Here is a 25135-nt window from a genome sequence, read left to right as displayed (position 1 = left end):
ATTGATGAAGCGAGAGCTTTTGAAATTTTGCTGGGACTACGTGAACGAGCGTGCCCTTCGTCTGAAGAAGAGCAATGATGACCTACAGGAATCCTTAGATTCTGAAGATAAGAACTCCACGGGCGACAAGCACGAAACAGGTAGGGCCATGGTACAGTTGGAACAGGAAAAACTGGCCCAACAAGTTCAGGAATTGGATAATACCCGCGACGCCCTCAAAAAGGTGAATATTGATAGAAAATCAGAGACTATTGGTGAAGGCAGTTGGGTTAAAACCAGTTTTGCAAATTATTTCATTGCCATTTCTGCAGGGGCCTACAAACATGAAACGGAAATGGTCTATTGTATTTCCATTAATGCGCCCATTGCGCAATTGTTGGTGGACAAGAAGAAAGGTGACAGCTTCGTGTTCAATGGGAATACCCATACCATTTTGGAGGTGGTATAAGGTTTAATCCAAATTTGGTCTTTTTCGAGAAGCTTTCCGCTCTGCTGAGATTTTTTTTAACTTAAGCCGTTTCTCTACACCTGATTTGGTCGGTTTGGTAGGCTTTCGCTTCTTTGGAACCTCCAAGGATTTCGTCAAGATTTCAAAAAGGCGCTTTATGACCAACTCCTTGTTTTTGTGTTGGCTTCGGGCCTCATCGCATTGTAGCATCAATATCCCTTCATTGGTCAACCTTGATGATAATTTGGATTGAAGTCGCTCCTTTTCCACATCGGATAACCCTTCGGATTCGGGGAGATTGAAGGATAGTTCCACCTTGGACGAAACCTTGTTCACATGTTGCCCTCCGGCGCCGCTGCTCCGCACGGCCTTAAAGTTGAGTTCCCTATGTATTTGCTGTTTGTCCAATCCGAAGACGCCTGTTAATGGTCTTCAAAGATACGTTAAGGTAGACGCTCTTACCAAGGATTTGTTTTTCATAAGAGTTGAAGAAGAGTACATTGCCTTCTTCGGTTTTGCCTTCGTTCAAATAATGACTACCCTTAAAAAAGGAATGTTGTACCTCAATCTTTAGCCCCGATGATTTCGAAATTTGGAATTCATGCGGATAGACCAATACCGTCTTGTCTATTTCAGCATAGGATTTTAGCAGTTTGATGGGTACCTGGTTGACTTCCCCGAACAAAGAGGCCGTATAGTAATTGGGTGGAGTATTGTACAGTTTTTTGGTCTTTTGGTCGGCAATTAACTTGCCTTTTTCTAAAACCACGGTTCGCTTGGCAAACGGCAAAACATCATTTGGATCATGGCTCGCAGTGAGCACGGTAATGTTCTTTTCTTTCAGATAGAGGAACAGGTTTCTGCGTAGGGAGTTCCGTTTAAAGTTATCGATATGTCCGAAAGGCTCATCCAACAACAACACTTCTGGCTCCTGTGCCAAAACCCTTGCCAAGGCCACCCGTTGTTGTTGCCCGCCACTCAGAAATTGAACTTTGGTTTTCGCAAAGTCCTTCATTTCAATTAATTGCAACAGTTCATCAATCCGTTGTTGATGGGTCTCCCGTTCAAATACGGATAGGAACTGTCCAATGTTTTCTTCCACTGTGATGTAGGGCATCAGGTCAAAATCCTGGGCTAGGTATTTCATGTACGGTTCACCAGGAACCAAATTGAAATTGGGACCCAAAGCTTCTGTGTCGCCCCAAAAAACAGAGCCGTTTTCCACATGGAGCAAGCCGTAGATGATTTTCAACAAGGTACTTTTTCCCGACCCACTTTCGCCCATAAGGGCCAAATGTTCGCCTTTGGCAACTTCAAATGAAATGTCTTCCAGAATGATCTGGTCCTTATATCCAAAGGAATCAATGTGGACTTTTAGCATTATCTCTAATTATGTGAGATTGTATTTGTCAGGCTGAGCGCAGTCGAAATATACCATCACAAAATTAATCATGAAGCTCTCGACTGCGCTCGAACTGACAAGAAGTTTGTTGACTTCTTAATCCTTAAATTCTTTCAACACGGCTTGGTTGGGGAGTTCATCATATCCCATGTTGAAAAAGGTAAACCCAAAAATATCGGCATATTGTTCAATGGTCTTGCTTACAGGGGTACCCGCTCCGTGACCTGCATTGGTCTCAATACGGATCAAGGTTGGTGCTGCTCCTGCTTGCTTTTCCTGCAGTTCTGCCGCAAACTTAAAGCTATGTGCTGGAACCACCCTGTCGTCATGGTCGCCAGTGGTCACCAAGGTGGCAGGATAAGAAACCCCTTCCTTCACATTGTGTACGGGAGAATAGCCTTTTATGTATTGGAACATTTCCTCGCTATCCTCAGATGTTCCATAATCGTAGGCCCATCCTGCACCAGCAGTAAAGGTATGGTAACGTAACATGTCCATCACACCAACGGCAGGCAGGGCAACCTGCATGAGATCAGGGCGTTGTGTCATGGTTGCGCCTACAAGCAAACCACCATTGGATCCACCGCGGACGGCCAAATATTCTTTGGAAGTGTACTTTTCAGCGATAAGGTATTCTGCTGCGGCAATAAAATCATCGAACACATTTTGCTTTTGCATTTGTGTACCAGCAATGTGCCATTTTTTACCATACTCGCCACCACCTCTTAAGTTGGGAACGGCATAAACGCCTCCTTGTTCCATCCAAACGGCATTTACAATGCTAAAAGAGGGGGTCAGGCTAACGTTGAAACCACCATAGCCATAAAGAATGGTCGGATTTTTACCAGTAAGTTCCAATCCTTTTTTGTAGGTAATGATCATAGGAACCTTGGTGCCGTCTTTGGAGGTGTAGAACACTTGTTTGGATTCGTAATCATCTGGATTAAAATCGATTTGGGGTTTCCAATACAGTTCATATTCCCCAGTTTCCACATTGTACTTGTACAAAGATCCCGGGGTATTGTAATTGGTGAAGGAGAAGTAAAAATCCTTGTCCTCTTTTTTGCCACCAAAACCTCCTGCACTTCCTACACCAGGTAATTTGATCTCGCGGACCAATTTTCCATCGTAATCATACTGAAGTACTTTTGAAATGGCATCCACCATATATTCAGCAAAGAAATAGCCGCCTCCAGTACCAGCGGTCAAAACGTTTTCAGTTTCAGGGATCAAATCCACCCAATTTTCTGGAATAGGGTTGGAGGCATCTACCACAACCACTTTTTTGTTAGGGGCTTCCCGATCCGTAACCAAGTAAAGCTTGGAACCTTCATTATCAATGACATAAGTATCGGAATCCGCGGTATCCAAAACAGTGACCAACTTTGCATTGGGATCGGTAAGATCCATCAAGAACAATTTGTTTCCTGATGTTGAAATGGAAGCGGTGATATACAGATATTTTTGATCTTCGGAAACATAGCCACCTACGTAACGGTGCTTTTCTTCTGGAGTACCACCGAAAATAATTTTATCCTCGGATTGTGGTGTACCCAATTGATGATAATATAGTTTATGTTGATCGGTCTTGGCCGAAAGCTCGCTTCCTTTTGGCTTGTCGTAGCTAGAATAGAAAAAACCTTCATTGCCTTTCCACGAAATACCGCTGAACTTAATGTCGACCAAAGTATCCTCAACAATTTCCTTGGTTTCGGCATCAATGATGATACCCTTTCTCCAATCACTTCCTCCTTCGGAAATCAAATAAGCGGCTTTGGAACCATCTTTGGTAAAGTTAAGGCCCATTAAAGAAGTGGTGCCATCTTCGGAAAACGTATTGGGATCCAAGAACACTTCTTCTTTACCATCGCCTTTTTTACAATAGACCACATATTGGTTCTGAAGGCCATTGTTCTTGTAATAATACGTATAATCTCCTTCTTTGAACGGGGAACCAATTTTTTCATAGTTCCAGAGTTTTTCCAGACGCTTTTTTAGGTCTTCGCGAAAAGGAATTTTATCTAAATACCCAAAAGTGGCTGCATTTTGTTGTTTAACCCATGCCTCGGTTTCGGCACTTCGGTCATCTTCGAGCCAACGATAGGGATCTTGAACCTCGTTTCCGAAATAGGTGTCGACCGTGTCGACCTTTTTAGTAGTGGGATAGTTCACGGTAATAGGTTCTCTTTTAGTGGTTTTTTGGCAGGCCGTCAATAAAACGATAACAGCCAATAGACTTGCGTTTTTCATTTTCATTCAGATTGATTCTGATAAAAATACCATAAAACGACCAAATCTATCGGCTGCTTGAAAAGCTTTAACGAAATTTAAGAAATGGCTTCTGTAGTATTGGAAACCAAGTTGTTTTCAACCAAGTGTTCGGCAATCTGAACAGCGTTGGTAGCGGCACCTTTTCTAAGGTTATCTGCCACGATCCACATGTTCAACGTATTGGGTTGGGTTTCGTCCCTTCGGATACGGCCCACAAAAACTTCATCCTTTCCATTGGCGAACATGGGCATTGGGTAGGTGTTGGTAGCTGTATTGTCCTGAACTACCACTCCCGGCATTTCGCTCAATATTTTACGTACTTCGGCAAGGTCAAAATCATTGTGGAACTCCACGTTCACGGATTCGGAATGCCCTCCAGCCGTTGGGATACGAACTGCGGTAGCCGTAACTGAAAAGGTCCGGTCGTCCAATATTTTTTGTGGCTCACGGGCCAATTTCATTTCTTCTTTGGTATAACCATTTTCCAGGAACACATCACAATGGGGTAAAGCATTTCTGTTGATGGGATATGGATAAGCCATTTCACCTTCAATGCCCGCAGCCTCGTTTTCCATTTGTTGAACGGCTTTTACTCCGGTTCCGGAAACGGATTGATAGGTAGAGACCACCACCCGTTTCATTTGATATTTTTTGTGCAAGGGATCCAAAACCATTACCATCTGAATGGTAGAACAGTTGGGATTTGCAATGATCTTGTCTTCGGGGGTCAACGTATCAGCATTGATTTCTGGAACTACCAATTTTTTGGTAGGATCCATCCTCCAAGCAGATGAATTATCGATTACGGTAGTGCCGACTTCAGCAAATTTTGGTGCCCACTCCAAAGAAGTGTCCCCACCTGCAGAGAATATGGCGATGTCAGGTTGCGCAGCAACGGCATCGGCCAGTCCAATTACGGTGTATTCTTCATTTTTATAGGATAGTTTTTTGCCTACGGAACGTTCCGAGGCAACCAACAACAATTCGGTGATGGGGAAGTTGCGTTCTTCCAATACTTTCAACATGACTTCGCCTACCATTCCGGTGGCTCCAACAACTGCTACTTTCATTGTTTTTTAATTTCTTGGTGCAAAGGTAGTCCAGTCAGCGAGTTAAACAAGTCTTTTCACAATGAATAATCAAAAAATAACAAAATGTTATAAATAAAACAACCATCAACATGTCTGCGAAACACATTGATGGTTTTAAATGATTATTGTGGTATAGCGGTCGTACCGATTCTATCGATACGTTCGATTTTTATTTCTTCAACAAGTCGCGAATCTCTGCCAACAATTCCTCTTGGGTTGGCCCTTTTGGAGCTTCTGGAGCAGGTTCTTCTTTTTTCTTCATCTTGTTCACGCCCTTAACGATCATGAACATTACGAAGGCCACGATCAAGAAGTCGATCACGTTGGTCAGGAACGATCCGTACAGCACGGCAATTTCACCTACTGTTTCACCTGCATCGTTCACGGTACCAGGAGTGATCACATACTTCAAATCGTTGAAATCTGATTTGAACAACAGGCCAATCAACGGCGAAACAATTCCACCGGTAAAAGAGGAAACCACCTTGTTAAAAGCAGCACCCATAACGAAACCTACGGCGATATCCACCAGGTTTCCTTTCATTGCAAAGTCCTTAAACTCTTTTAAAAATCCCATTTTATAGTCAAGTATTGGTTAATCAAAACCAAATTAAGGAAAAAAGTGATTTGTGCTTCAAAAATTGGGGAAAATCAACGGTCTAAAACGAGGCGTTTCACTCGTTGGGAAATGGCCGTTAAAATTTCATAGGAAATGGTCTGGGCCGATGCGGCAAACTGTTCCGCTGAACTTTCTGGACCAAAAACAATGACCTCGTCCCCTTCGGCACAGTCAATATCCGTAACATCAACCATGATCATATCCATGCAAACATTTCCGATGAGGGGTGCTTTTTTCCCATGGATCAGAACGGATGCTTTTCCCTTACCATATTGTCTGTTTATACCATCAGCATGCCCTATGGGAAGGGTAGCGGTTTTTCGGGGGGCATTGGATGTAAAGGCCCGGTTATACCCTACCGATTCGTTGGCCGGAATCTCATGTATCTGTGAAATGATGGTCTTCAAGGTGGCTATGGGTTTCAGTTTGGCATCTACAGCAGCTTCATTACCATAACCATACAGACCGATACCGCTACGGACCATCTCAAATTGGGCTTCGGGATAATTGATGATGCCCGAGGTGTTCAACATATGGCGCATTGGAGATGAATTCAACTTTTGGGAAAGTTCATCACTCAATGCCAAAAATGAATTGATCTGGTTGGTACTGAAAGTCTTTTCATTTGGATCTTCAGATGCGGCCAAATGCGAAAAAGTAGAGACCACCTTCAACGCTTTGTTGGCCTTCAATTGGGAGACCAATAAATCGATATCCGTTTTTTTGAAACCCAAACGGTTCAGCCCGGTATTGAACTTGATATGCACGGGATAATTTTCTTGGTTTTTGGCCTTGTCAGCGGCTATAAATTGTTCCAGGATTTTGTGTGAATAGATGTTCGGCTCCAGACAACGATCTATCATCTCGTCAAAATTGGCTGCCAACGGATGGAGCACTAAAATGGGAGTCTTGATACCAGCATCGCGCAGCAAAGAACCTTCCCCAACATAGGCCACGGCAAAATAATCCACACCCAAGCTTTCCAACTTTTTGGCAATGGCCACCATGTCGCTGCCATAGGCAAACGCCTTTACAACAGCCATGAATTTGGTGGTCGGGGCTATTTTGGATCGTAAATAACGGAAATTGTGTTCCAGGGCGGAAAGGTCCAGGATCAAAGTGGTTTCGCCGACCTTATCCATTGGAGCCATCTTTTTTGGGATCCACTTCTTCGGAATCCACATCCATCTGACTTATTTTTTCCCTTAACATGGCCTTGTAAAAAGCAGCACGGCTCAAAGGTTCATATTCTTCGGTTTCGCCCAAAAGGACTAATTTGTCGTTTCTGGATTTTCTAAAACTGTAGTTGGCCAAGTTTCCGGTACGTGTACATACGGCATGTACCTTGGTCACATATTCGGCAGTAGCCATAAGGGCCGGCATGGGTCCAAAAGGGTTGCCCTTAAAGTCCATGTCCAATCCGGCAACCACTACGCGAACGCCTCGGTTGGCCAAATCGTTGCAAACGGTAACTATCTCATTATCAAAGAATTGAGCTTCATCAATACCCACAACATCACAATCATCTGCCAAAAGGCGAATGTTGGCAGCGGCAGGAACCGGGGTAGAACGGATTTCATTGGCATCATGTGATACCACCATTTCTTCATGGTAACGGGTGTCCACAATGGGTTTGAAAATCTCCACTTTTTGCTTGGCAAACTGTGCTCGCTTCAACCGTCGGATCAACTCTTCCGTCTTTCCAGAAAACATGGAGCCGCAGATTACTTCTATCCATCCAAACTGTTCTTTAGGGTTGACCGTGTTTTCGAGAAACATACTGTATTTTTGAAAGAAATTGTGTGTTTTCCCGTTATATTGGGACAAGCACAAAGCTAGTAAAAAAATGTACCCCTCTCTTTCAATTGAATTTTAACCTTTTGTTCATAGGGGGATTGGCAAAATGATTTTATTTTTATAGGAAACAAATTAGCTATGATCAGGAAATTGCGGGAAGAATTGATAAAACTATCTACAGAGATCATCACGGCAAGGGAAGATTCCGACCTTACCCAACTATATGAAAAGTCCAAGGAGATTTATGAAAAGTTGGCCGTTCTCAAATTTATTGACGAAAAATTGGCCGATGTACAGGTCGATGTTTCCAAAAATGTGATTGCTACCCGTTTCGAGAAAATGGCGAATGCGGTGTTGAGCGGAAACATTGCCGTACCGGAGAGCAATCCACATGAAGAGGACATTATTACCCCTGGAATGGATACCATCCGCGATATGGTCTCGGAAATGCCTTCGGAAACCGCTTTGGAACAAGTGTTTGCTGAGTTTGTGGCAAAACCGGAATACGTTAAAAATGACAGGGATATTGTGACCCCTAAAAATGTTGCTTCCTCCAATCCTTCAAAATCCTTGAACGATAAATTGGGAAAGGACCTTCAAGTTGGGTTGAACGATAGGCTCGCTTTTGTAAAGCACCTGTTCAACAATAGCATGGAAGATTATACCCGAGTGTTGTCGCAACTCAATACCATCGATACCGAGGAGCGTTCCATTTCCTTTATCAACAATATGGTAAAACCGGAGTACAACAACTGGGAGGGCAAGGAAGAATATGAGGCCCGATTCTTTTCATTGATTGAAAGAAGGTTCGCCTAATTTCCATTTTTCCGATTTCATTTTAACAAGAAGCTAGTACCTTTGGTGTATGGGAAAATTGTATCTGGTTCCAACACCGATAGGAAATCTTGAAGATATGACCCTTCGGGCCATTAAGGTGCTGAAGGAAGTTGATGTAGTGTTGGCGGAAGATACCCGAACCAGTGGCAAACTGCTCAAGCATTTCGATATCGGCACGCCGCTGCAAAGCCATCACATGCACAACGAGCACAAGCAGGTGGAAGCTGTGGTGCAAAAACTTAAGGCAGGAGCCACCTTCGCCCTAATTTCTGATGCGGGAACTCCCGCCATTTCAGACCCTGGATTTTTATTGACCCGCGCTTGTGTGGAACATAATATTGAGGTAGAGTGTTTGCCCGGTGCCACGGCTTTTGTGCCCGCCTTGGTGAACAGTGGACTCCCGAACGACCGTTTTGTCTTTGAAGGATTTTTGCCCATAAAAAAAGGTCGCCAGACCCGTTTGCAACAATTGGCAGAGGAATCCCGTACGATGGTGTTTTACGAATCGCCCCATAAACTGCTTAAAACCCTTGCCCAATTTGTGGAATATTTTGGAGGAGACAGGCCTGTTTCCGTTTCTAGGGAATTGACCAAACTGTACGAAGAAACCGTGAGGGGCACCATGGAAGAGGTCCTTCAACATTTTACCGAAAAACCTCCCAAAGGAGAATTTGTGGTTGTGGTCGGTGGCAAGAAATAAAGAGTATATTTATTTCTAAATACCAACCTTATGAAAACCAAGCTCTTTGTCTGTTTTTTGTTGATATGTGGTTCGATTTTCGCCCAAAACAAATATCCTGTTGTGGACCAAATCAACCTAACCGATTATAAGGCTGGTTCCGTAAACAAAATTTGGCTTCAATTGGGGGATGATGGGTTTTCCAATCCCATTCTGATTCCTGTGATCATTGCAAAAGGATCCAGTGAAGGAGAAGTAATCGGACTAACCGCCTCCATCCATGGGAATGAACTGAACGGGATTCCCATCATTCAAAACGTGATAGCCTCTTTAGATGCTACTAAAATGAAAGGGACCGTGGTGGCCATTCCTGGCTTGAATCCCTTGGCCATTGCCAATAATCAACGGGAATTCATCGACCTACAAGATCTGAACCGTTTGTTCCCAGGGAAGAAAGACGGCAATCGTTCTCAACAAATGGCCTATCAAATTGCCCAAAAGATTATTCCCTTGTTGAACTATCATGTGGATTTGCACACGGCCAGTTTCGGACGGGTAAACAGTTTGTATGGGCGTGGTGATATGAAGGATGATACCTTGTCCACCATGCTCAGAATATTGGACCCTGACATTATTGTTTCCAACAAAGGGGTTGCCAGTTTTGGCGAAGCCAGCGGATTGACCATGCGGGCGTATGCCATCTCCAAAGGCGTAAAGAGTATCACCTTGGAATATGGAAATCCACAAGTGTACCAAGCAGACATGATCGAACGGGGCACCAAAGGGGTGACCGATCTTTTAAAATGGCTTGGATTTACCCAGGGAACCGTGACCGTTCCACCTGCCAGAAACGTGTGTTCCAAATCGTATTGGATCTTTACCCAAAAAGGTGGGTATTTGGATGTATTGGTGGATTTGGGTCAAAAGGTAAAGAAGGGAGACCACATCGGTATACTAAAGGATCCATTTGGTGCAGTGGTGGAAGAAGTCAACGCCCCTGAAGATGGTGTTGTCATCGGTAAAAGCAGCAACCCGGTCAATATTTCAGGGGGTAGGATCATCCATTTGGGTATTTTGGAATAAGGGCATGGATTGGATTCCTTGGGGCATAACGGTGTTTACAGTGGTCAGCATTTATTTTTTGGACCGTTGGGAACACAAATGGGTCAAGTCCATTTTCGATTGGGTGCCTGCCATTTTGCTTTCCTATATCATTCCGGCCATTATCAGTCATGTATTTGGATGGGATTTTTCCCAATCCAGCATCCATGGCCTTAGCAAGAATTTTTTCATACCCTTGGCAATCGTTGCCGTAATGGCCAGTTTGTCTTTGTCCCAATTAAAGTCCATCGGGTACAAACCCATTGTGGTCTTTGTGGCAGGATCATTGTTCATATCCCTTTTCCCTGTATTGTTTGTTTTCCTTTTTGAAGAAACCGAACTGGTCGCCAACACCCTGTCGGCACAGGGGTATTGGAAGGGCATGCCGCCCATTGTGGGGAGTTGGATAGGAGGCAGTACCAGCCAATTGGTGCTTAAGGAACTTGTCAATTGTCCAGAGGATGTTTTTCTTTCCGTGTTGGTCATGGACAATATTTTGGTCAATGTGTGGACTGTTTTGATGTTCCAGACCATCAAAAAAAGCAATGAACTGAACAAGCTTTTTAGGATAACGGATACCGAGATTCCCGAAAGGATCAACGAACAAAAAGGCTTGCTTTTGTCGCCTTGGTGGTGTGTGGGCATATTGCTATTGGTCGTTTTTGCCATAAATTTTCTATTGGAACTGTTCGTCGCCAAAGTGGTGATATTGTCCTTTTTAGGTTTGGCCCTGGGCAATTTTATGCCCCGCTGGAATTTTCGGTTCACTCTTAAGTTGGGCAGTATCTTGATATTGTTGGTCATGTCGATTTTAGGATTGAAACTCCAGTTTGCCCTATTCGGTTTTGATCTATCCTTTTTTGGTTTCTTGCTGATTTGGCTATTGGGCCATTTTGTCTTTATGGTGATGATTGCCAAAATGTTGAATGTGAACATGGCCTGGGTGCCCATTGCCAGTATGGCAAACGTGGGAGGGATTGCCACTGCACCGGCGGTAACCTCGGCGTATAAACTCAGTTGGATGCCCCATGCCATCATCCTTGCCATTTTGAGTATGGCCACAGGTACTTTTTGGGGTATGCTTACCATTTATCTACTGCAACTCATTCTTTAGAAGGACATAAACCTTCTGGCTCATCTTGATAGCTAGTACATCCCAATACGACAAAGTATAAAAACGCATGGGAAGATGGTCCAATTGTTTAATCCGGAACTGAATAAGGTGTATTTCATCAATCAATATACGTTGTTGCACATCCTTTCTGGATCGGGCGGTATTCAGGTGGATTTTAAAAACTACTTTGATTGGGAAGACAAGGTCATCTATTTGGAAAAAGGGCAATACATCAAGTTTTTATCGGATGATTTTCACGTCCAGAAAATGGAGTTTCACAGTAAAACGGTTTTTGAGAACAGGGAGGTACGTGTCTTGTTTAAGCATCTGATTTCCTTGGGATATATTGATGCCCTGGAAGGATCGCCATTGGAAAAATACCTTTCGGGAAAAGCATCCCAAACCAATTCTATGGAAATTATAGACCACTCTTTGAAACAATGGTTCCATCAAAACCCTTTTAATGCCAGCAAATCGGAATATGAATCCATTTTTGACGTAAAGGAATCCATCGACCAATTGTTTTCTACACATCTCACTTCTTTGGAACTACATGATTTGGCCAATGGAAATGGAATGGATGCTTCCCGCCTCATAAAGGAAAAGCTTGGGGTGACAGCTCGTTCCATGTTGGAGGAAAAGCGAATGGTGGAGGGCAAAAAGAAAGTGGTTTTTACGGATTGTAGTGTTCAGGAAGTTTGCTTTGATGTCGGTTTTAAGGATCCGGCCTATTTTAACCGGGTATTCAAAAAAAGAACGGGATATACACCGATTGAATTCAGAAACAATTTTGCTTATGAACACCAGGACACGTTTGTGGAAAATTTGATTGAGCTTATCCGTACTCATCATAGGAAAGAACACCAAATGGAATTCTATGCTGACAAATTGAATATTTCTGTAAAGGCCCTGGCTAAAAAAACCAGGGATAAAACACAAGAGACCTTGGGAAGTCTGATTAGAAACGAATTGATCGGCACTTCGAAAAAAATGTTGCAACAAGAATTGACAATTAAAGATATTTCCATTCAATTGGGGTTTGAGGAACCCAATCATTTCTCTGCATTCTTCAAAAATAACACAGGGGAGACCCCGTCCCAGTACAAAAACAAAAAAGTACAAGGGATAGCTCCTTTTTTGTAGGTCTTTCCCACCCATGCTACAAGACATTTGCCATGTAATTACAACACAAATTGTTTAATCAGTAAAACATAGCAAATGGATATTAAAAATCTAGCTACAGCCATGGACAGCATAGTTGCACAAGGGGCAATCGTTGAAGCTGTCGAGAAGTATTTTGCCGAAGATGCGAATACTTCGGACTACAACCAGGTGACCACGACCGGAAAGGAACAAATGGTGGAAAAAATGACCGGATTTGCAAGTGCCATTGCTCGGGTAAATGGCATACAACTGCACCATACCATCGTGGATGGAAACGTATCGGCCTCTGAGTTTACCTTCGATTTTTTGATGAAGGACAACAGTAGGGTGTATTGGCACGAGATCATCCGACGGGTTTGGAACGAGGAGGGTAAAGTGGTCCACGAGGAATACTTTAATGCCTGATCCACTATCATGAAATTAAGGTTTATAACACCTACGCTTCATGGTGTGGCCGATTACACGGCCGGATTGAGCCTGTTGGTCGCTCCCTTTTTATTGGGATTGGGAGAATCGTCTGCCACGGCAATCTGGTTTTCCGTGGCCACAGGGTTGACTGTATTTGCGGCAAGCTTGCTCACCGATTACAAACTGAGCATTTTTAAGGTGATTCCCTTTGATGGGCATTTGGCCATCGACCTCTTGGTTGCGGTAACCTTTATGATTGCCCCCTTTGCCTTCGGTTTTGAAGGAATCGATGCCATTTACTACTGGTTCAATGCAACGGTAGTATTCTTGGTAGTGGCCCTAAGTGCCAATGACAATTAAAAACAACAACAATTAAAAATTTCACAAACAATGAAAACATTTCGAAACATTACAATTTTAGCGGTAGTGGCCTTTAGCATTAATCTGGCCGTTGCCCAAGACAAAAAAGCATACAATATTGATAACAGTAATATAGCCTTGGAAGGTTATAGCCCGGTTTCCTATTTGGATCTAGGAATTGCTCAAAAAGGGTTGAAACAATTCAAATCGGAGCACGAGAAGGTTGTCTATTATTTCACCGATGAAGATCAGAAGAAGAAATTTGACAAAAACCCAAGCAAGTATTTGCCCCAATATGGTGGTTACTGTGCCTTTGGGGTATATGCTGGGGCAAAGTTCAGACCTGATCCGAACAAATTCATTGTAAAGGATGGTAAATATTTCCTGTATCTGTATAATCTTGAGTTGGATGCCCAACAATTATGGTTGGCAGAGAATAACCACGCGAAGTTGGTAGGAAAGGCCAATGAAAATTGGAGCAATTTGAAAGGCACATATAATTAATTATTTTGGTGATAGGGTGTGAAAGCGTCCCGACCGTAAGGTTGGGGCGTTTTTATAGTTTTATACCACAAGAACATGAGATAATGAACGAGCTACTTCAACAGATCAGAAATTGTTCGCTTTGTAAGGAACACCTACCCTTAGGACCAAGGCCGATCGTGGCCGCAAACCCTGAAGCACGGATTCTCATCATCGGGCATGCTCCGGGCACCAAAGTCCACCAAACCGGTGTTCCCTGGGATGATCAAAGTGGAAAACAACTGCGCAGATGGATGGGGGTTACGGATAAGGAGTTTTATGATGAGACTAAAATTGCACAAATGCCCATGGGATTCTGTTATCCCGGAAAGGGAAGATCCGGGGACCTTCCACCACGGCCAGAATGTGCACCCCAATGGCATTCCCTTCTATTGGAGAAAATGCCCAATTTGAAATTAACGCTACTTATCGGGCAACATTCGCAGCATTATTACTTGGGGAATCAAATGCAGAAGAATTTAACGGAGACCGTTAAAAACTACAGAACGTATCTGCCCCAATATTTTGTTTTGCCCCATCCATCACCCAGAAATCGATTTTGGTTGAGCAAAAACCCATGGTTTGAAGAAAAAGTGTTGTCAGAGTTGCGGGCAAGGGTATTGAAAAGCTTGGGCACATAATACCATACTTGGCTGGACCCATAATAGAAAGAGGTTTTTTAATCGTATTTTTGGACTATACTAGAAATAAAAATTTGATTTCATGACAAATCATATCACAACCACTTGGTTAGGAGGAATGGCGTTTGAAAGCACAAACCCATCAGGACATACAGTTAAAATCGATGCAGGACCAGATAGTGGTGGAGAAGGAAATGGATTGCGGCCCAAGGCCCTTATGTTGTCCGCATTGGCCGGCTGTTCCGGTTTGGATGTGGCCTCCCTGATCCAAAAAATGAAATTGGATGTGGACGATTTCAAAATTGATACCATTGCAAACCTCACTGAGGAGCATCCTAAATATTATGATTCCGTAGTAATCGAATACCATTTTTATGGTACAGACCTTAAGGAGGACAAACTGAAAAAAGCAGTGGACCTTTCCGTGGAAAAATACTGCGGCGTGATGGAAATGTTCCGAAAATTTGCCAAATTGGACATCAAGATTTTGTACCACAACAAGTAGGTATTTATTTTAAGGACAATAACCCCAGGTTCCTTTCTTATTCATCAACATTTAATTGAATTGTAAAATGTGGCTTAGAAAAAATTGGGTTTATGGGTTGTTGTTGATTTCCATTTTGCTTGCAGTACTGGGAGTGGCAACGTCCAACTTTGTCTTTAAATCTGGAACTGCAGGAATGGGCATTATAATTTTATTAATGTTCCAGTTGCATCAAGCTAAAATGTCCAAGGATATTTGGATGCTGGTAGCCGCTTTCCTGTTTTCCATCATCGGGGATTGGTTCCTTTCCAACATGAACGGAGAAGGCATGATGTTCGTTAAGGGGATTGCCTTGTTCTTTTTGGCCCACGTGGGGTATTTGGCCTATGCGCTGATGAACGGAAAGATCAAATGGACCCTAACTGCAATGGTGCTGATAGGGTTTTTGGCTTTCTTTTTTGTGATGTTGTACCCGACTTTTACCGATATGGTTTTGATGGTAGCCTCTTTAATCTATTTGTTGATTTCCTGTTTTTCCCTAGGGGCATCCGTTGGGATGAAAGCAAACGGAGTGGTTAAGTGGAGCTATGTGTTTGGAATCATTTTGATTTTATTCTCGGATACCATCATATCCTTCAAGGAATTTATGGATTACCATACTTTTGATTTTTTGATCACGCCAACCTACTACCTCGCCCATACTTGTATCACTTTTTCGGTAATCAAAAGATTTGAAAGCCAAGAAACACCCAAATCTGTCGTAAACTAACAAAGTAAAACATGCGTTGGACCCTAAAACCTAAACCTACCCAAGAGGATATTGACAAGCTTTCTGCCGAGCTCAAAGTAGAAAAGCTCGTTGCCCAATTGCTGTTGCAAAGAGGTATATCCAATTATGAAGAAGCCAAAACCTTTTTTCGGCCCGAGCTTTCTGATTTGCACGATCCTTTTTTGATGAAGGATATGGACAAGGCCGTGGTTCGCATTGAACAGGCCATAGAAAATGAGGAGAACATTTTGGTCTATGGGGATTATGATGTGGATGGAACTACTTCGGTTGCTCTGATGTCTTCTTTTTTGATGGAGTTTTATCCCAATGTGGCCACCTATATTCCCGATCGTTACGCTGAAGGCTATGGCATTTCATTCCAAGGAATCGATTTTGCCGAGGATAACGACATTTCCCTGATCATTGCCTTGGACTGTGGCGTAAAGGCGGTGGAAAAAGTACAATATGCCAAGGAAAAAGGTATCGATGTCATCATTTGCGACCACCATAGACCAGGGGACGTTTTGCCCGATGCCGTTGCCATTTTGGACCCCAAACAGGAGGCATGTTCCTATCCGTACAAGGAGCTTTGCGGTTGCGGAGTCGGGTTTAAATTGATACAGGCCTTGGGAGCATCCAAAGGAATCACCATAGAACAACTGACACCTTATCTGGATTTGGTGGCCACGGCCATTGCTGCGGATATTGTTCCCATAACGGGTGAAAACCGAGTACTGGCCTACTTTGGATTGCAGGTTATCAACGCATCACCAAGGATTGGTTTTACGGCCATCTTGGATCAGGTGAATAAAAAAGAACTGACCATTACCGATGTGGTTTTCATATTGGCACCAAGGATCAATGCCGCAGGAAGGATGAAACACGGTCAACATGCTGTGAACTTATTGAAAGAAACCGATTTGGCCACTGCGCAAAAATATGCCCAAGAAATTGAGTCGTTCAATGCGGAGCGCAAAAGTTTGGACAAGGAAATTACGGAAGAAGCCCTATTGCAAATTCAAAATAACCAGGAAGAAGAGCGCTTTACATCCGTTGTCTATAACGAAAACTGGCATAAAGGGGTAATCGGAATTGTAGCATCGCGACTCACCGAAACCTATTATCGACCTACTTTGGTCTTTACTAAAAGTGGTGATAAACTGGCCGCCTCTGCGCGATCCGTAAAAGGGTTCGATATTTACAACGCTTTGGAAGAATGCTCTGATTGTTTGGAACAGTTCGGGGGACATATGTATGCTGCCGGGCTTACCTTGGTGGAAGAGCAGTACGAAACCTTCAAGCAACAGTTTGAAAAAGTGGTGGCAGACTCCATCGACCCACAATTGTTGCAACCCGAAATCAGTATCGATGCCAAGATCGAGATGGACCAAATTTCACCTAAATTGATGCGTATCCTAAAACAGTTCGCACCATTCGGTCCTGGGAACATGACCCCGGTTTTTATGGCCGAAGGGCTCAAGGACTCTGGTTATGCACGGGGAGTTGGGGAAGACGAAAAACATTTGAAATGTGCCCTCTATCAGAATGGGTCAACGCCCATCGGTGCCATTGGGTTCAATCTTGGAAATAAAATGGGTCTAGTGAAGAGTGTAAAACCTTTCGATGCCGTATTTTCGCTTGATGAAAATGAATGGAACGGAACGGTGAGCCTTCAACTGAAACTAAGAGACATTCGCTAGACATTTATGGATCCATACGCCGCGCTCCGCTATAGGGAGTTCAATATTTTTTTATTGGTTCGTTTTGCCATGGTTTTTGCTTGGTCCATGCAGTTCATTGTAATTGAGTGGCAGGTGTATTCCTTGACCAAAGACCCTCTTTCTTTGGGAATCATTGGACTTATGGAGGTAATTCCAGCCGTGGGCATGGCCCTGTTCGCAGGACATATTGTGGATCAACGGGAAAAGCGCAACCTTTTGGTGATTTGTATTGCGGGTTTTTCCTTGATAAGTCTGGGATTATTTGTGTTGAGTTGGCCAGGATTACAGGAGTCTTGGGCTCCGAAAAAAATCTTGTATTCTATTTATGCCTTGGTGTTTTTAGGTGGTTTGGTCCGTTCGTTTTTAGGTCCCACAATTTTCTCCCTGATTGCGTTGATCGTTCCCAAAAAAATATATCCAAACGCGGCTACGTGGAGCAGTTCCACTTGGCAGTTGGCTTCTGTTTTGGGTCCTGCATTGGCGGGTTTTTCCATCAGTTGGATCGGGGTGCATTGGAGCATGTGTGTCATTTTCGGGTTCTCATTGATGGCACTCCTTTTCTTATTCCAAATTCCAAAAAAACCCATTTTGAACCCCAAGATCGGGGAACCTGTTTTCCAAAGTTTGAAGGACGGACTCAAATTCGTATTTGGCAGCAAGGCTATTTTCGGGGCACTTACCTTGGATATGATTGCCGTACTTTTTGGTGGAGCCGTGGCATTATTGCCTGTTTATGCCCAGGATATTTTACACGTTGGCTCCGAAGGATTTGGCATTTTAAGGGCGGCCCCAGCCATTGGAGCATCGCTCACCATGTTGGGTTCCACACGTTTTCCCTTGCACAGAAATGCCGGTAAAAAATTGTTGCTGGCCGTATTTGCCTTTGGAATCTGTATCATCGTTTTCGGGATTTCCGAGTTGTTCTGGCTTTCCGTTGTGGCATTATTCCTTAGTGGAGCAGTGGATGGGGTTTCCATGATCATCCGGCAGACTATCCTACAATTGAAGACACCTGATAATATGAGAGGTAGGGTCGCTTCGGTAAATTCCATGTTCGTGGGCTCATCCAATGAGTTGGGGGCTTTTGAAAGTGGCCTTGCAGCGAAGTTGTTCGGAACTGTGACCGCAGTGGTCTTTGGAGGCTGTATGACCATTTTAACGGTGGGTACTACCGCTATCATTTCGCCATCATTTAGAAGGTTAGACCTTCAAAAAGATATTGACGAACACGAAAAAGATTAAGCATCCAATTTCTGCAAGGTCAATTTTTCTCCATCAAAAACGGCATAGGTAAAATAGGAAATCCAATCCCCTAAGTTGGTATAGGTAGATTTTTCATTGAGTTGAATCTCCAACGGAAGATGCCTGTGTCCGAAGATAAAATGGTCGTAATGTTGTTGTTCCAGTTTTCGTTTGGCATACAGGATGAGCCATTCCTTATCTTCTCCCAAGAAAGTAGCATCGGCCTCCCCGGAAATGATTTTGTTGTTCACGGATAGGTGTTGCCCCAAACGAACCCCCCAATCAGGGTGCAACCACCTGAAAAACCATTTGGCTACGGGATTGGTAAAGACCTTTTTCATCCGTTTAAAACCTTTGTCATGCGGGCCTAGACCATCTCCATGCCCGATAAAGAATGAAGTATTATTGATCAAAAACTGTTGGGGTTTGTGGTATACGGGGATATTGAGTTCTTCTTCAAAATACCCGTTCATCCAAAGATCATGATTGCCCACAAAATAGGTGATCTGGATACCCATATCCGATAGTTCCGCCAGTTTCCCCAAGGTGCGTGTGAATCCTTTGGGCACCACGGTCTTGTATTCGAACCAAAAGTCGAATAGATCGCCCATCAAGAAAATGGCATGTGCATCGTGCTTAATGGAATCCAGCCAGGCCACGAATGTTTTTTCACGTGGTAGGCTGTCCTTTCGGGTGGGAGCCCCAAGGTGGTTATCGCTAGCGAAATAGACTTTTTTGCCTTTGGGCAGGGTAATGTTCTTCAATTTATCTAAGGAAAAAGTTTATAGATATCATTTCGTTTAACGAAACGGCACAATATTACGGTATTGTTTTCGAAATAAAATCCAAGTCGATATTGGCCCACCCTTATTCTAAAAGCAGTGGGGTGTCCTGCCAGTTTTTTTATGGATTTAATCTCATCCAAAACTTTAGCTTCTTTTATTTCTTCAATGATGAGCCTTAGTTTCTGTTTTGTTTTTGTGTCCGAGATCTTTCTTAAATCTTTTTCGAGGGATTTAAGATATTTGATTTTCATTCATCCAACATTTTAAAGACATCATCTTCGCTTACAAAGTCTTCTTTGTCTGCCTGTTGCATCAAAAGTAGAAGCCCAAGGTCTTCTTTCTCTTCTTCTGATAGTTTTTCAAAGCGTTCCAGTTCTTTTTTCTTGACATACTCAATGATGGCTTTTTCCATCAAAGCCTTAACACTCAGATTTTCAAAGGCGGACAACACCTTTAGCTTTACCACGAGTGATTTATCGACTTCAACAAGTTTTTTTACATGTTCCATTAAAGGTATGATTTACAAATTCTATATCAACAAATATATGCAATATTATATTGCATATATTATATATAAAATATTACCTTTTAAACTTCCTGTTGCTTCGTATTCTGTTGACCACATAAATTGCAACTACAACCAGGGCCAAAAGGGGGAATATATTTCTCATTTATAAAAACTTATTTTTTAAACTTTTCCAGTGCTTCTTTGGTATTTGGGGAAAGTGCCAGTTTCCCGGAAGCTTCGGCACGTTCCAATAGCAGTTTGTCCCAATGCTCGGTTCCTTCCCAAAGTACCTTTTTCATTTGTGACAACGCCTCGTGATTGTAGGTGGCCAGTTTTTGAAGGTGGATGTCCAACTCCTTGTCCATCTCTGAAATGGAATCATAAACTTTGGCAAACAATCCTTTTTCTTTGGCCCAATAGGCGTTTTTCCATTCCGTGGGATACAAAGAGAGCTCGGCCAAGGCAGCCTTGCCCATTTTGCGTTCCACGGCAGGGGCAATCACAAAAGGACCGATCCCAATTGAAATCTCCGATAGTTTGATGGCGGCATCCACAGTGGCGTGCACATAATCGCAAGCCGCGGCAAGACCAACACCGCCGCCAACAGTTTTGCCCTGTACCCGCCCGATGATGGGTTTGGGACAGTTACGCATGGCATTGATGACATTGGCAAATCCACTAAAAAATTGCTTTCCTTCCTCAAGATTGGAAATGGACACCAGTTCATCAAAAGAAGCCCCGGCACAAAAGGCACGATCACCTTCAGATTTAATGACCACAATGGATACTTCATCGTTTACGGCCAATTTTGCAAACTCCTTGGTCAATCGGTCCAACAATTCGGAAACAAAGGAATTACTGGCAGGATGACCAAACTCAATAGTGGCTATCCCGTTTTCTATTTTGGTATATAAACTTCCGTTGACTCTATCTGTGGACATGTTTCAATGAACAATTTACAATGAACAATAAGCAATTATCAATTATCAATTATCAATTATCAATTATCAATTATCAATTATCAATTATCAATTATCAATTATCTGACTTCTGGCGTTGCTAAATTACGGGTTTTGGACCAAGGGCCTGAATTTTCTATCAAATTTCCAAAGTAGGGCAAATCCGCGGATCAACATCCAGATGACGAAGGCCACCCAAATGGCATAGAAACCCCATCCCAACAGCTTACCGAGATAGAGCATGGGCACAAACCCTAAAAACGTTGCAGTGAGCAACACATTGCGTAAATATTTCATTTCGCCCAATCCCTTGAAAAGTCCATCAAACACAAAAGCCAAAGTATTCATGGGCAATCCCAGAATCACAATATAGAATATGCCGTAAAACGTATCCAACACCAAGATGTCGTTGGAAAAAAGCTGTCCTATCGGATGGTAAAAGACGAATCCGCACAACATCAAAATGCAACTGACCACCATGCCGTACAACACTATTTTTTTCGCCAATGTCCAAAGGCCATTATAATCACCAGCTCCCAAAAGTTTTCCGCCCATGCTGTTTCCTGCTGCCGCGAATCCATCAATAAAAAACGCCGCGAACAACCATAGGTTGATGGCAATGGTATGTGCCCCGATGAAACGATCACCCAGGGCAGTGGCTTCGCGAACAGCCAGGATTAAAGCTACGTTAAGAGCAATGGCACGGACAAAAAGATTGAGGCTCATAAAAACGACCCGTTTCAGTTCTTTGTTGAGCGGAAAGACCAACTTCATACTGATTTCGGTCTTTTTCAGCAATAGGATAAAGGCCAAGAGGGCCATGATGGCCTGGGAAATAAGACTGGCCCAAGCGGCCCCTTCCAGATACATGGCGGGAATCCATCCTTCCACACCATAGACCAAAAGAAAGTCGAGGCCAATGTTCAACACCGCCCCGATTATGGCAATGACCATGGGGTAAAAGGTGTTCTGTAGCCCTCGAAAAATACCAAAAATGGCAAATGTGAAAAGCGTTAACGGAAATCCCCAAACCCGAATGGAATAATAGGAAACGCAGTAGTGCAAGATTTTTCCGGTAGCGTTGAACAGTGTAAAGATCTCCTCGATCACAAAAACTGTGGACACCAACACGACGACACTCAACAAAATATTGAAGAAAATGGCCTGGGCAGGAAGATGTTTTACTTCTTCCAATCGTCCGGCTCCCAAATACTGTGAAATTATGGCCGAAATGGAACTACGCGTCTGTCCCAAGACCCAAATCAACATCGATAAAAAGGAACCCACAATGCCGGCCGCCGCTAACGACTCCAAACTATCCGTTGGAATATTGCCCACAATGGCTGTGTCCGTAATGGAAAGAATGGGCTCCGCAATGCCCGAAATGGTGGCGGGAATTGCCAATTGGTTGATGGTCCTAAAATTTACCTGTGTGCTCAAATCGTTGGTAAGTTACAGTACCAATTCGTAACAGTGAAAAGGGTGTTCACTTTGTTTTGGGAAAAAGATGTCGCCTAACTTTTGGTAGCCACGTTGCTCGTAAAACCTTTGATTTCGATGGTTTTGGGAAAAGGTATCCAAACGTACGGAGACAAATTGATTTTCCTTGGAATACGCTTCAGCAAAATCCATGAGCTTTTGTGCCAATCCCTTTCCTTGATGTTCAGGATGCACGGAAAGTCGGTGAATGTAGGTGCTGTTGCCGCTTGTAGTGAGCCACTGAATGGGAATGTACTCCTCGTCCATAAAGGTGGAAACCACAATGGTGCCCAATATGGAACCTTCTTCAATGACATAGAGTTCATCTCGTGCTATATCTTTTAGGAAAGCCGCTTCGGAAGGATAATGTTCGTTCCATTGAAAAATGCCGTTTTGCTCCATTTTAAGGGCACATAATCGGGTAATGGATAAGATATCGGGTATTTCAGATATCTTTGCGCGTCGTATCATTGATTCGTTTCAATTTAATTGTAAATTTAAGGTTTAATCATAATCACCAAACCATGAACAACATTCTCGTTCCGATCGGGACTTCCCCAGATTCTTCAAAAACATTGCAATATGCTGTAGATTTTGCCACAAATTTCGGTGCCAAGATTTTTGTGATGGATGTAATCTCGGTCGCTACGGCCATGGGTAGTTTGGCCAATGTGGAAGAGAAGGTGGCCAAAAGTAACAAGGAACATTTGAAGGAGGTGATCGATGAGGTGGATACCAAAAACATTGAAATTAAAATTGCCACTTACACAGGCGACATTATTGATGGTTTGAACGACATCAACAAAGAATTGGGTATTGATTTGATCATCATCGCTCCAAAAAGTAACGATATAAAAGAAGAACTGTATTTGGGGAATACATCGGGAAGAATCATTAAACAGACTGATATACCGACCTTGATCGTGCCCAAAGGCACTACTTTCAAGCCGATAAAAAAGATAATGACCGCTTTTGGATCGGGTATCCTGAAAAGGAGCAGTATCCTTACCCCATTGGCGACCATCAAGAATAAGTTTAAATCGGAAGTAAGCTTGTTGTTGGTAAAAAGACCAGGATATTCCGAAGACGATCTAAAGGTGAATACGGCACTTTTGGACTTAAGCAAAAAACTGACCATCACAGAGAATGCCACTACTTATTTGGGAGTGATGGAATTTTACCATGAAGAGCATCCGGATATGTTGTGTGTGTTCCGAAGGAAAAGAGGTTTCTTTAAAAAGCTTTGGGAGAAGAACACCATATTAAAATCGGAGTTTCATGTGCCGGTGCCCGTATTGGTGTTGAGCGTTAAAAAAGACTAAGGAAAGGATGTAAATTTTGATACTTTCGGAAAAAAGTATTTCCTTTGCGCTCTCTTTGGGGGATTAGCTCAGTTGGCTAGAGCGCTTGCATGGCATGCAAGAGGCCACCGGTTCGAATCCGGTATTCTCCACTAAAATTGAAAGCACCTGTACAAGGTGCTTTTTTTATGGAATATTGTTGCGGGGTTTGGTGTATGGCCACCATTAATCCAGATCAGTTTGAAAGGCCACCGGTTCTCCCGATAGCTATCGGGACGGTATTCTCCACTAAAATTGAAAGCACCTGTACAAGGTGCTTTTTTATGGAATATTGTTGCGGGGTTTGGGTGCATGGCCACCATTAATCCAGATCAGTTTGAAAGGCCACCGGTTCTCCCGATAGCTATCGGGACGGTATTCTCCACTAAAGTTGAAAGCACCTGAACAAGGTGCTTTTTTTATGCTATAACTTTTCCTTCCTTGCCTTTACTAAAAAGTAAATCGCAAAAACAGTAGTAACAATGGGAATCATGAATCCGTATTCATCTATCCAAAATGCCGTGTTTTCATTTGACGAGGTCAAAGGGGAACATATTTTCTGGATATAAATATTGTGAACGGAATGGTAAATGGCAGCCGGCCATAAGCTTTTGGACTTAAAAGTGAAATAGGCCAAAATCACGCATATGCCCATTATCATTATGGTAAAAGCACCCATATGCATTAGAAGACTGTCCCCTCTTCCGTAAATAAGATAGATTATAGGATAGTGCCAAACAGCCCAAACAATACCGCTGAAAATGACAAGTGCTTTAAAAGACATGACCTTTCGCAATTCGAATATGAGAAAACCTCGCCAACCGATTTCTTCTCCCAAGGTGGAGCCCAAGTTTTTAATTACTCCAACCGTCAGCAATAAAAATACCATTGCAAGTATGACAAGCGTTTGATTGTATCCTCCAATACCCAATTCATTACTCCATTCGGTAATGGTTTCTGTATTCACAAAACTTCCAAAACCAAAGACCCATAGTAAAGCATATGCTATGGAGACATAAAGAATTGGGGTGAAGAACGAAAGTTTTAAGTATTTCAGGTCCTTCAAACTCCAAGGTAAACTTGAAATGGGCCTTTTCTTGATTTTTAAAGTTAGAAAAGCGGCCAAAGCTGGGGAAATCATCAATAAACCTACATAAATGCTTGTGGGATTTAATTTTAAAATTGCGTAGTATGCAATTGAACTAAAAGAGATGAGCAGAATGAAAAAGACACCTAAAGTATTCCATGTTTCTTTCTTTTGCGCTGTTGATTTTGACATTTTATTTTTTGATTGATTGTAATAATTCGACGAGCAGGGTAAGGTTTTGTTACTAATGAACTCTTTCTCGGATTCTATTCTGACTACGGAATTCAATGATTACGATTCTCACCTT

29 protein-coding genes and 1 tRNA gene are annotated in these 25135 nt (G+C 42.9%); 16 read left to right on the top strand and 14 right to left on the bottom strand.

Annotated elements, in window-relative coordinates:
• Positions 1-4: 4 nt before the first annotated feature.
• Positions 5-448, top strand: coding sequence for a GreA/GreB family elongation factor (locus LKX84_RS07725; protein WP_228236559.1), 444 nt, complete (start codon positions 5-7; stop codon positions 446-448).
• A gap of 3 nt (positions 449-451) precedes the next feature.
• Here LKX84_RS07725 and arfB read toward each other — a convergent pair whose 3' ends face one another.
• From arfB to LKX84_RS07690, 7 genes are all read right to left on the bottom strand, one after another.
• Entirely contained in the window at positions 452-856 is a 405-nt protein-coding gene (arfB, locus tag LKX84_RS07720) for an alternative ribosome rescue aminoacyl-tRNA hydrolase ArfB (protein ID WP_228236558.1), read from the bottom strand.
• Positions 834-1829, bottom strand: coding sequence for a sulfate/molybdate ABC transporter ATP-binding protein (locus tag LKX84_RS07715; protein WP_228236557.1), 996 nt, complete (start codon positions 1827-1829; stop codon positions 834-836). The genes arfB and LKX84_RS07715 overlap by 23 nt, the downstream gene beginning before the upstream one ends.
• A gap of 117 nt (positions 1830-1946) precedes the next feature.
• Positions 1947-4100, bottom strand: coding sequence for a prolyl oligopeptidase family serine peptidase (locus tag LKX84_RS07710; RefSeq protein WP_228236556.1), 2154 nt, complete (start codon positions 4098-4100; stop codon positions 1947-1949).
• Between the two features lie 77 nt (positions 4101-4177).
• Positions 4178-5191 (bottom strand): aspartate-semialdehyde dehydrogenase, encoded by a 1014-nt coding sequence (locus tag LKX84_RS07705; protein WP_228236555.1) that lies wholly within the window; start codon positions 5189-5191, stop codon positions 4178-4180.
• Positions 5192-5381: 190 nt separating this feature from the next.
• Positions 5382-5789 carry a large-conductance mechanosensitive channel protein MscL gene (mscL, locus tag LKX84_RS07700; RefSeq protein WP_228236554.1) on the bottom strand — a complete coding sequence of 136 codons (408 nt, stop codon included), beginning with the start codon at positions 5787-5789 and terminating at the stop codon, positions 5382-5384.
• A 74-nt stretch (positions 5790-5863) separates the two neighbouring features.
• On the bottom strand, positions 5864-6973 hold the full coding sequence (gene alr, locus LKX84_RS07695) for an alanine racemase (RefSeq protein ID WP_228236553.1): 1110 nt from the start codon (positions 6971-6973) through the stop codon (positions 5864-5866).
• Positions 6966-7610, bottom strand: a complete 645-nt coding sequence (locus tag LKX84_RS07690; protein WP_228236552.1) for a thymidine kinase — start codon at positions 7608-7610, stop codon at positions 6966-6968. The genes alr and LKX84_RS07690 overlap by 8 nt, the downstream gene beginning before the upstream one ends.
• Before the next feature lie 156 nt (positions 7611-7766).
• Here LKX84_RS07690 and LKX84_RS07685 point away from each other — a divergent pair, with 156 nt between their 5' ends.
• The 13 genes from LKX84_RS07685 to LKX84_RS07625 all read left to right on the top strand — a co-directional run bounded on the left by LKX84_RS07685 (position 7767) and on the right by LKX84_RS07625 (position 18670).
• On the top strand, positions 7767-8444 hold the full coding sequence (locus LKX84_RS07685; protein ID WP_228236551.1) for a hypothetical protein: 678 nt from the start codon (positions 7767-7769) through the stop codon (positions 8442-8444).
• 49 nt (positions 8445-8493) lie between these two features.
• Positions 8494-9165, top strand: a complete 672-nt coding sequence (gene rsmI / locus LKX84_RS07680; RefSeq protein ID WP_228236550.1) for a 16S rRNA (cytidine(1402)-2'-O)-methyltransferase — start codon at positions 8494-8496, stop codon at positions 9163-9165.
• A gap of 30 nt (positions 9166-9195) precedes the next feature.
• On the top strand, positions 9196-10227 hold the full coding sequence (locus LKX84_RS07675) for a succinylglutamate desuccinylase/aspartoacylase family protein (protein WP_228236549.1): 1032 nt from the start codon (positions 9196-9198) through the stop codon (positions 10225-10227).
• A gap of 4 nt (positions 10228-10231) precedes the next feature.
• Positions 10232-11359 (top strand): DUF819 family protein, encoded by a 1128-nt coding sequence (locus LKX84_RS07670; RefSeq protein WP_228236548.1) that lies wholly within the window; start codon positions 10232-10234, stop codon positions 11357-11359.
• A gap of 75 nt (positions 11360-11434) precedes the next feature.
• Entirely contained in the window at positions 11435-12502 is a 1068-nt protein-coding gene (locus LKX84_RS07665; protein WP_228236547.1) for a helix-turn-helix domain-containing protein, read from the top strand.
• Positions 12503-12577: 75 nt separating this feature from the next.
• Positions 12578-12928: a SnoaL-like domain-containing protein gene (locus LKX84_RS07660; protein ID WP_228236546.1), complete on the top strand. Its 351-nt coding sequence runs from the start codon at positions 12578-12580 to the stop codon at positions 12926-12928.
• 9 nt (positions 12929-12937) lie between these two features.
• The gene (locus tag LKX84_RS07655) at positions 12938-13291 is read left to right on the top strand and encodes a hypothetical protein (RefSeq protein WP_228236545.1); all 354 of its coding nucleotides are present in this window, start codon (positions 12938-12940) and stop codon (positions 13289-13291) included.
• Between the two features lie 30 nt (positions 13292-13321).
• Complete coding sequence (locus tag LKX84_RS07650) at positions 13322-13795, top strand: YHS domain-containing (seleno)protein (protein WP_228236544.1); 474 nt, start codon at positions 13322-13324, stop codon at positions 13793-13795.
• Between the two features lie 83 nt (positions 13796-13878).
• Positions 13879-14454, top strand: coding sequence for a uracil-DNA glycosylase family protein (locus tag LKX84_RS07645; protein ID WP_228236543.1), 576 nt, complete (start codon positions 13879-13881; stop codon positions 14452-14454).
• An 82-nt stretch (positions 14455-14536) separates the two neighbouring features.
• The gene (locus tag LKX84_RS07640; protein ID WP_228236542.1) at positions 14537-14959 is read left to right on the top strand and encodes an OsmC family protein; all 423 of its coding nucleotides are present in this window, start codon (positions 14537-14539) and stop codon (positions 14957-14959) included.
• Positions 14960-15026: 67 nt separating this feature from the next.
• Positions 15027-15707, top strand: coding sequence for a lysoplasmalogenase (locus LKX84_RS07635; RefSeq protein WP_228236541.1), 681 nt, complete (start codon positions 15027-15029; stop codon positions 15705-15707).
• An 11-nt stretch (positions 15708-15718) separates the two neighbouring features.
• Positions 15719-17407 (top strand): single-stranded-DNA-specific exonuclease RecJ, encoded by a 1689-nt coding sequence (gene recJ, locus LKX84_RS07630; RefSeq protein WP_228236540.1) that lies wholly within the window; start codon positions 15719-15721, stop codon positions 17405-17407.
• Positions 17408-17413: 6 nt separating this feature from the next.
• Positions 17414-18670 carry an MFS transporter gene (locus tag LKX84_RS07625; RefSeq protein ID WP_228236539.1) on the top strand — a complete coding sequence of 419 codons (1257 nt, stop codon included), beginning with the start codon at positions 17414-17416 and terminating at the stop codon, positions 18668-18670.
• Here the strand turns inward: LKX84_RS07625 and LKX84_RS07620 are convergent.
• The 6 genes from LKX84_RS07620 to LKX84_RS07595 form a co-directional block, all read right to left on the bottom strand.
• Complete coding sequence (locus LKX84_RS07620; RefSeq protein WP_228236538.1) at positions 18667-19434, bottom strand: UDP-2,3-diacylglucosamine diphosphatase; 768 nt, start codon at positions 19432-19434, stop codon at positions 18667-18669. The two genes, LKX84_RS07625 and LKX84_RS07620, sit on opposite strands and share 4 nt — an antisense overlap.
• Positions 19435-19439: 5 nt before the next feature.
• A complete protein-coding gene (locus tag LKX84_RS07615) occupies positions 19440-19706 on the bottom strand; it encodes a type II toxin-antitoxin system RelE family toxin (protein WP_228236537.1) in 267 nt (88 codons plus the stop codon).
• On the bottom strand, positions 19703-19963 hold the full coding sequence (locus LKX84_RS07610) for a hypothetical protein (protein ID WP_228236536.1): 261 nt from the start codon (positions 19961-19963) through the stop codon (positions 19703-19705). Before LKX84_RS07610 ends, LKX84_RS07615 begins: the two co-directional genes overlap by 4 nt.
• 173 nt (positions 19964-20136) lie before the next feature.
• Positions 20137-20904: an enoyl-CoA hydratase/isomerase family protein gene (locus LKX84_RS07605; protein WP_228236535.1), complete on the bottom strand. Its 768-nt coding sequence runs from the start codon at positions 20902-20904 to the stop codon at positions 20137-20139.
• A 123-nt stretch (positions 20905-21027) separates the two neighbouring features.
• On the bottom strand, positions 21028-22362 hold the full coding sequence (locus LKX84_RS07600) for an MATE family efflux transporter (RefSeq protein WP_228236534.1): 1335 nt from the start codon (positions 22360-22362) through the stop codon (positions 21028-21030).
• A 12-nt stretch (positions 22363-22374) separates the two neighbouring features.
• The gene (locus LKX84_RS07595; protein WP_228236533.1) at positions 22375-22872 is read right to left on the bottom strand and encodes a GNAT family N-acetyltransferase; all 498 of its coding nucleotides are present in this window, start codon (positions 22870-22872) and stop codon (positions 22375-22377) included.
• Positions 22873-22925: 53 nt separating this feature from the next.
• On the opposite strand from LKX84_RS07595, the gene LKX84_RS07590 reads away from it, so the two are divergent.
• Together LKX84_RS07590 and LKX84_RS07585 are read left to right on the top strand one after the other, a co-directional pair.
• Positions 22926-23723 carry a universal stress protein gene (locus tag LKX84_RS07590; RefSeq protein WP_228236532.1) on the top strand — a complete coding sequence of 266 codons (798 nt, stop codon included), beginning with the start codon at positions 22926-22928 and terminating at the stop codon, positions 23721-23723.
• Between the two features lie 57 nt (positions 23724-23780).
• Positions 23781-23854, top strand: a tRNA-Ala gene (locus LKX84_RS07585).
• Positions 23855-24165: 311 nt separating this feature from the next.
• On the opposite strand, the gene LKX84_RS07580 is transcribed toward LKX84_RS07585, so the two are convergent.
• Positions 24166-25020, bottom strand: coding sequence for a CPBP family intramembrane glutamic endopeptidase (locus tag LKX84_RS07580; RefSeq protein WP_228236531.1), 855 nt, complete (start codon positions 25018-25020; stop codon positions 24166-24168).
• Positions 25021-25135: the final 115 nt, after the last annotated feature.

The sequence above is a fragment of the Allomuricauda sp. M10 genome (assembly GCF_020782875.1).
Lineage (GTDB): Bacteria > Bacteroidota > Bacteroidia > Flavobacteriales > Flavobacteriaceae > Flagellimonas.
This window is presented reverse-complemented; position numbering and strand designations above follow the sequence as displayed.

Coding starts and splice junctions, on each gene's coding strand:
- LKX84_RS07725 (WP_228236559.1), top strand. CDS start 5: ATGAAGCGAGAGCTTTTGAAATTTTGCTGGGACTACGTGAACGAGCGT.
- LKX84_RS07715 (WP_228236557.1), bottom strand. CDS start 1,829: ATGCTAAAAGTCCACATTGATTCCTTTGGATATAAGGACCAGATCATT.
- LKX84_RS07710 (WP_228236556.1), bottom strand. CDS start 4,100: ATGAAAAACGCAAGTCTATTGGCTGTTATCGTTTTATTGACGGCCTGC.
- LKX84_RS07705 (WP_228236555.1), bottom strand. CDS start 5,191: ATGAAAGTAGCAGTTGTTGGAGCCACCGGAATGGTAGGCGAAGTCATG.
- mscL (WP_228236554.1), bottom strand. CDS start 5,789: ATGGGATTTTTAAAAGAGTTTAAGGACTTTGCAATGAAAGGAAACCTG.
- alr (WP_228236553.1), bottom strand. CDS start 6,973: ATGGATAAGGTCGGCGAAACCACTTTGATCCTGGACCTTTCCGCCCTG.
- LKX84_RS07690 (WP_228236552.1), bottom strand. CDS start 7,610: ATGTTTCTCGAAAACACGGTCAACCCTAAAGAACAGTTTGGATGGATA.
- LKX84_RS07685 (WP_228236551.1), top strand. CDS start 7,767: ATGATCAGGAAATTGCGGGAAGAATTGATAAAACTATCTACAGAGATC.
- rsmI (WP_228236550.1), top strand. CDS start 8,494: ATGGGAAAATTGTATCTGGTTCCAACACCGATAGGAAATCTTGAAGAT.
- LKX84_RS07675 (WP_228236549.1), top strand. CDS start 9,196: ATGAAAACCAAGCTCTTTGTCTGTTTTTTGTTGATATGTGGTTCGATT.
- LKX84_RS07670 (WP_228236548.1), top strand. CDS start 10,232: ATGGATTGGATTCCTTGGGGCATAACGGTGTTTACAGTGGTCAGCATT.
- LKX84_RS07665 (WP_228236547.1), top strand. CDS start 11,435: ATGGTCCAATTGTTTAATCCGGAACTGAATAAGGTGTATTTCATCAAT.
- LKX84_RS07660 (WP_228236546.1), top strand. CDS start 12,578: ATGGATATTAAAAATCTAGCTACAGCCATGGACAGCATAGTTGCACAA.
- LKX84_RS07655 (WP_228236545.1), top strand. CDS start 12,938: ATGAAATTAAGGTTTATAACACCTACGCTTCATGGTGTGGCCGATTAC.
- LKX84_RS07650 (WP_228236544.1), top strand. CDS start 13,322: ATGAAAACATTTCGAAACATTACAATTTTAGCGGTAGTGGCCTTTAGC.
- LKX84_RS07645 (WP_228236543.1), top strand. CDS start 13,879: ATGAACGAGCTACTTCAACAGATCAGAAATTGTTCGCTTTGTAAGGAA.
- LKX84_RS07640 (WP_228236542.1), top strand. CDS start 14,537: ATGACAAATCATATCACAACCACTTGGTTAGGAGGAATGGCGTTTGAA.
- LKX84_RS07635 (WP_228236541.1), top strand. CDS start 15,027: ATGTGGCTTAGAAAAAATTGGGTTTATGGGTTGTTGTTGATTTCCATT.
- recJ (WP_228236540.1), top strand. CDS start 15,719: ATGCGTTGGACCCTAAAACCTAAACCTACCCAAGAGGATATTGACAAG.
- LKX84_RS07625 (WP_228236539.1), top strand. CDS start 17,414: ATGGATCCATACGCCGCGCTCCGCTATAGGGAGTTCAATATTTTTTTA.
- LKX84_RS07615 (WP_228236537.1), bottom strand. CDS start 19,706: ATGAAAATCAAATATCTTAAATCCCTCGAAAAAGATTTAAGAAAGATC.
- LKX84_RS07610 (WP_228236536.1), bottom strand. CDS start 19,963: ATGGAACATGTAAAAAAACTTGTTGAAGTCGATAAATCACTCGTGGTA.
- LKX84_RS07605 (WP_228236535.1), bottom strand. CDS start 20,904: ATGTCCACAGATAGAGTCAACGGAAGTTTATATACCAAAATAGAAAAC.
- LKX84_RS07595 (WP_228236533.1), bottom strand. CDS start 22,872: ATGATACGACGCGCAAAGATATCTGAAATACCCGATATCTTATCCATT.
- LKX84_RS07590 (WP_228236532.1), top strand. CDS start 22,926: ATGAACAACATTCTCGTTCCGATCGGGACTTCCCCAGATTCTTCAAAA.
- LKX84_RS07580 (WP_228236531.1), bottom strand. CDS start 25,020: ATGTCAAAATCAACAGCGCAAAAGAAAGAAACATGGAATACTTTAGGT.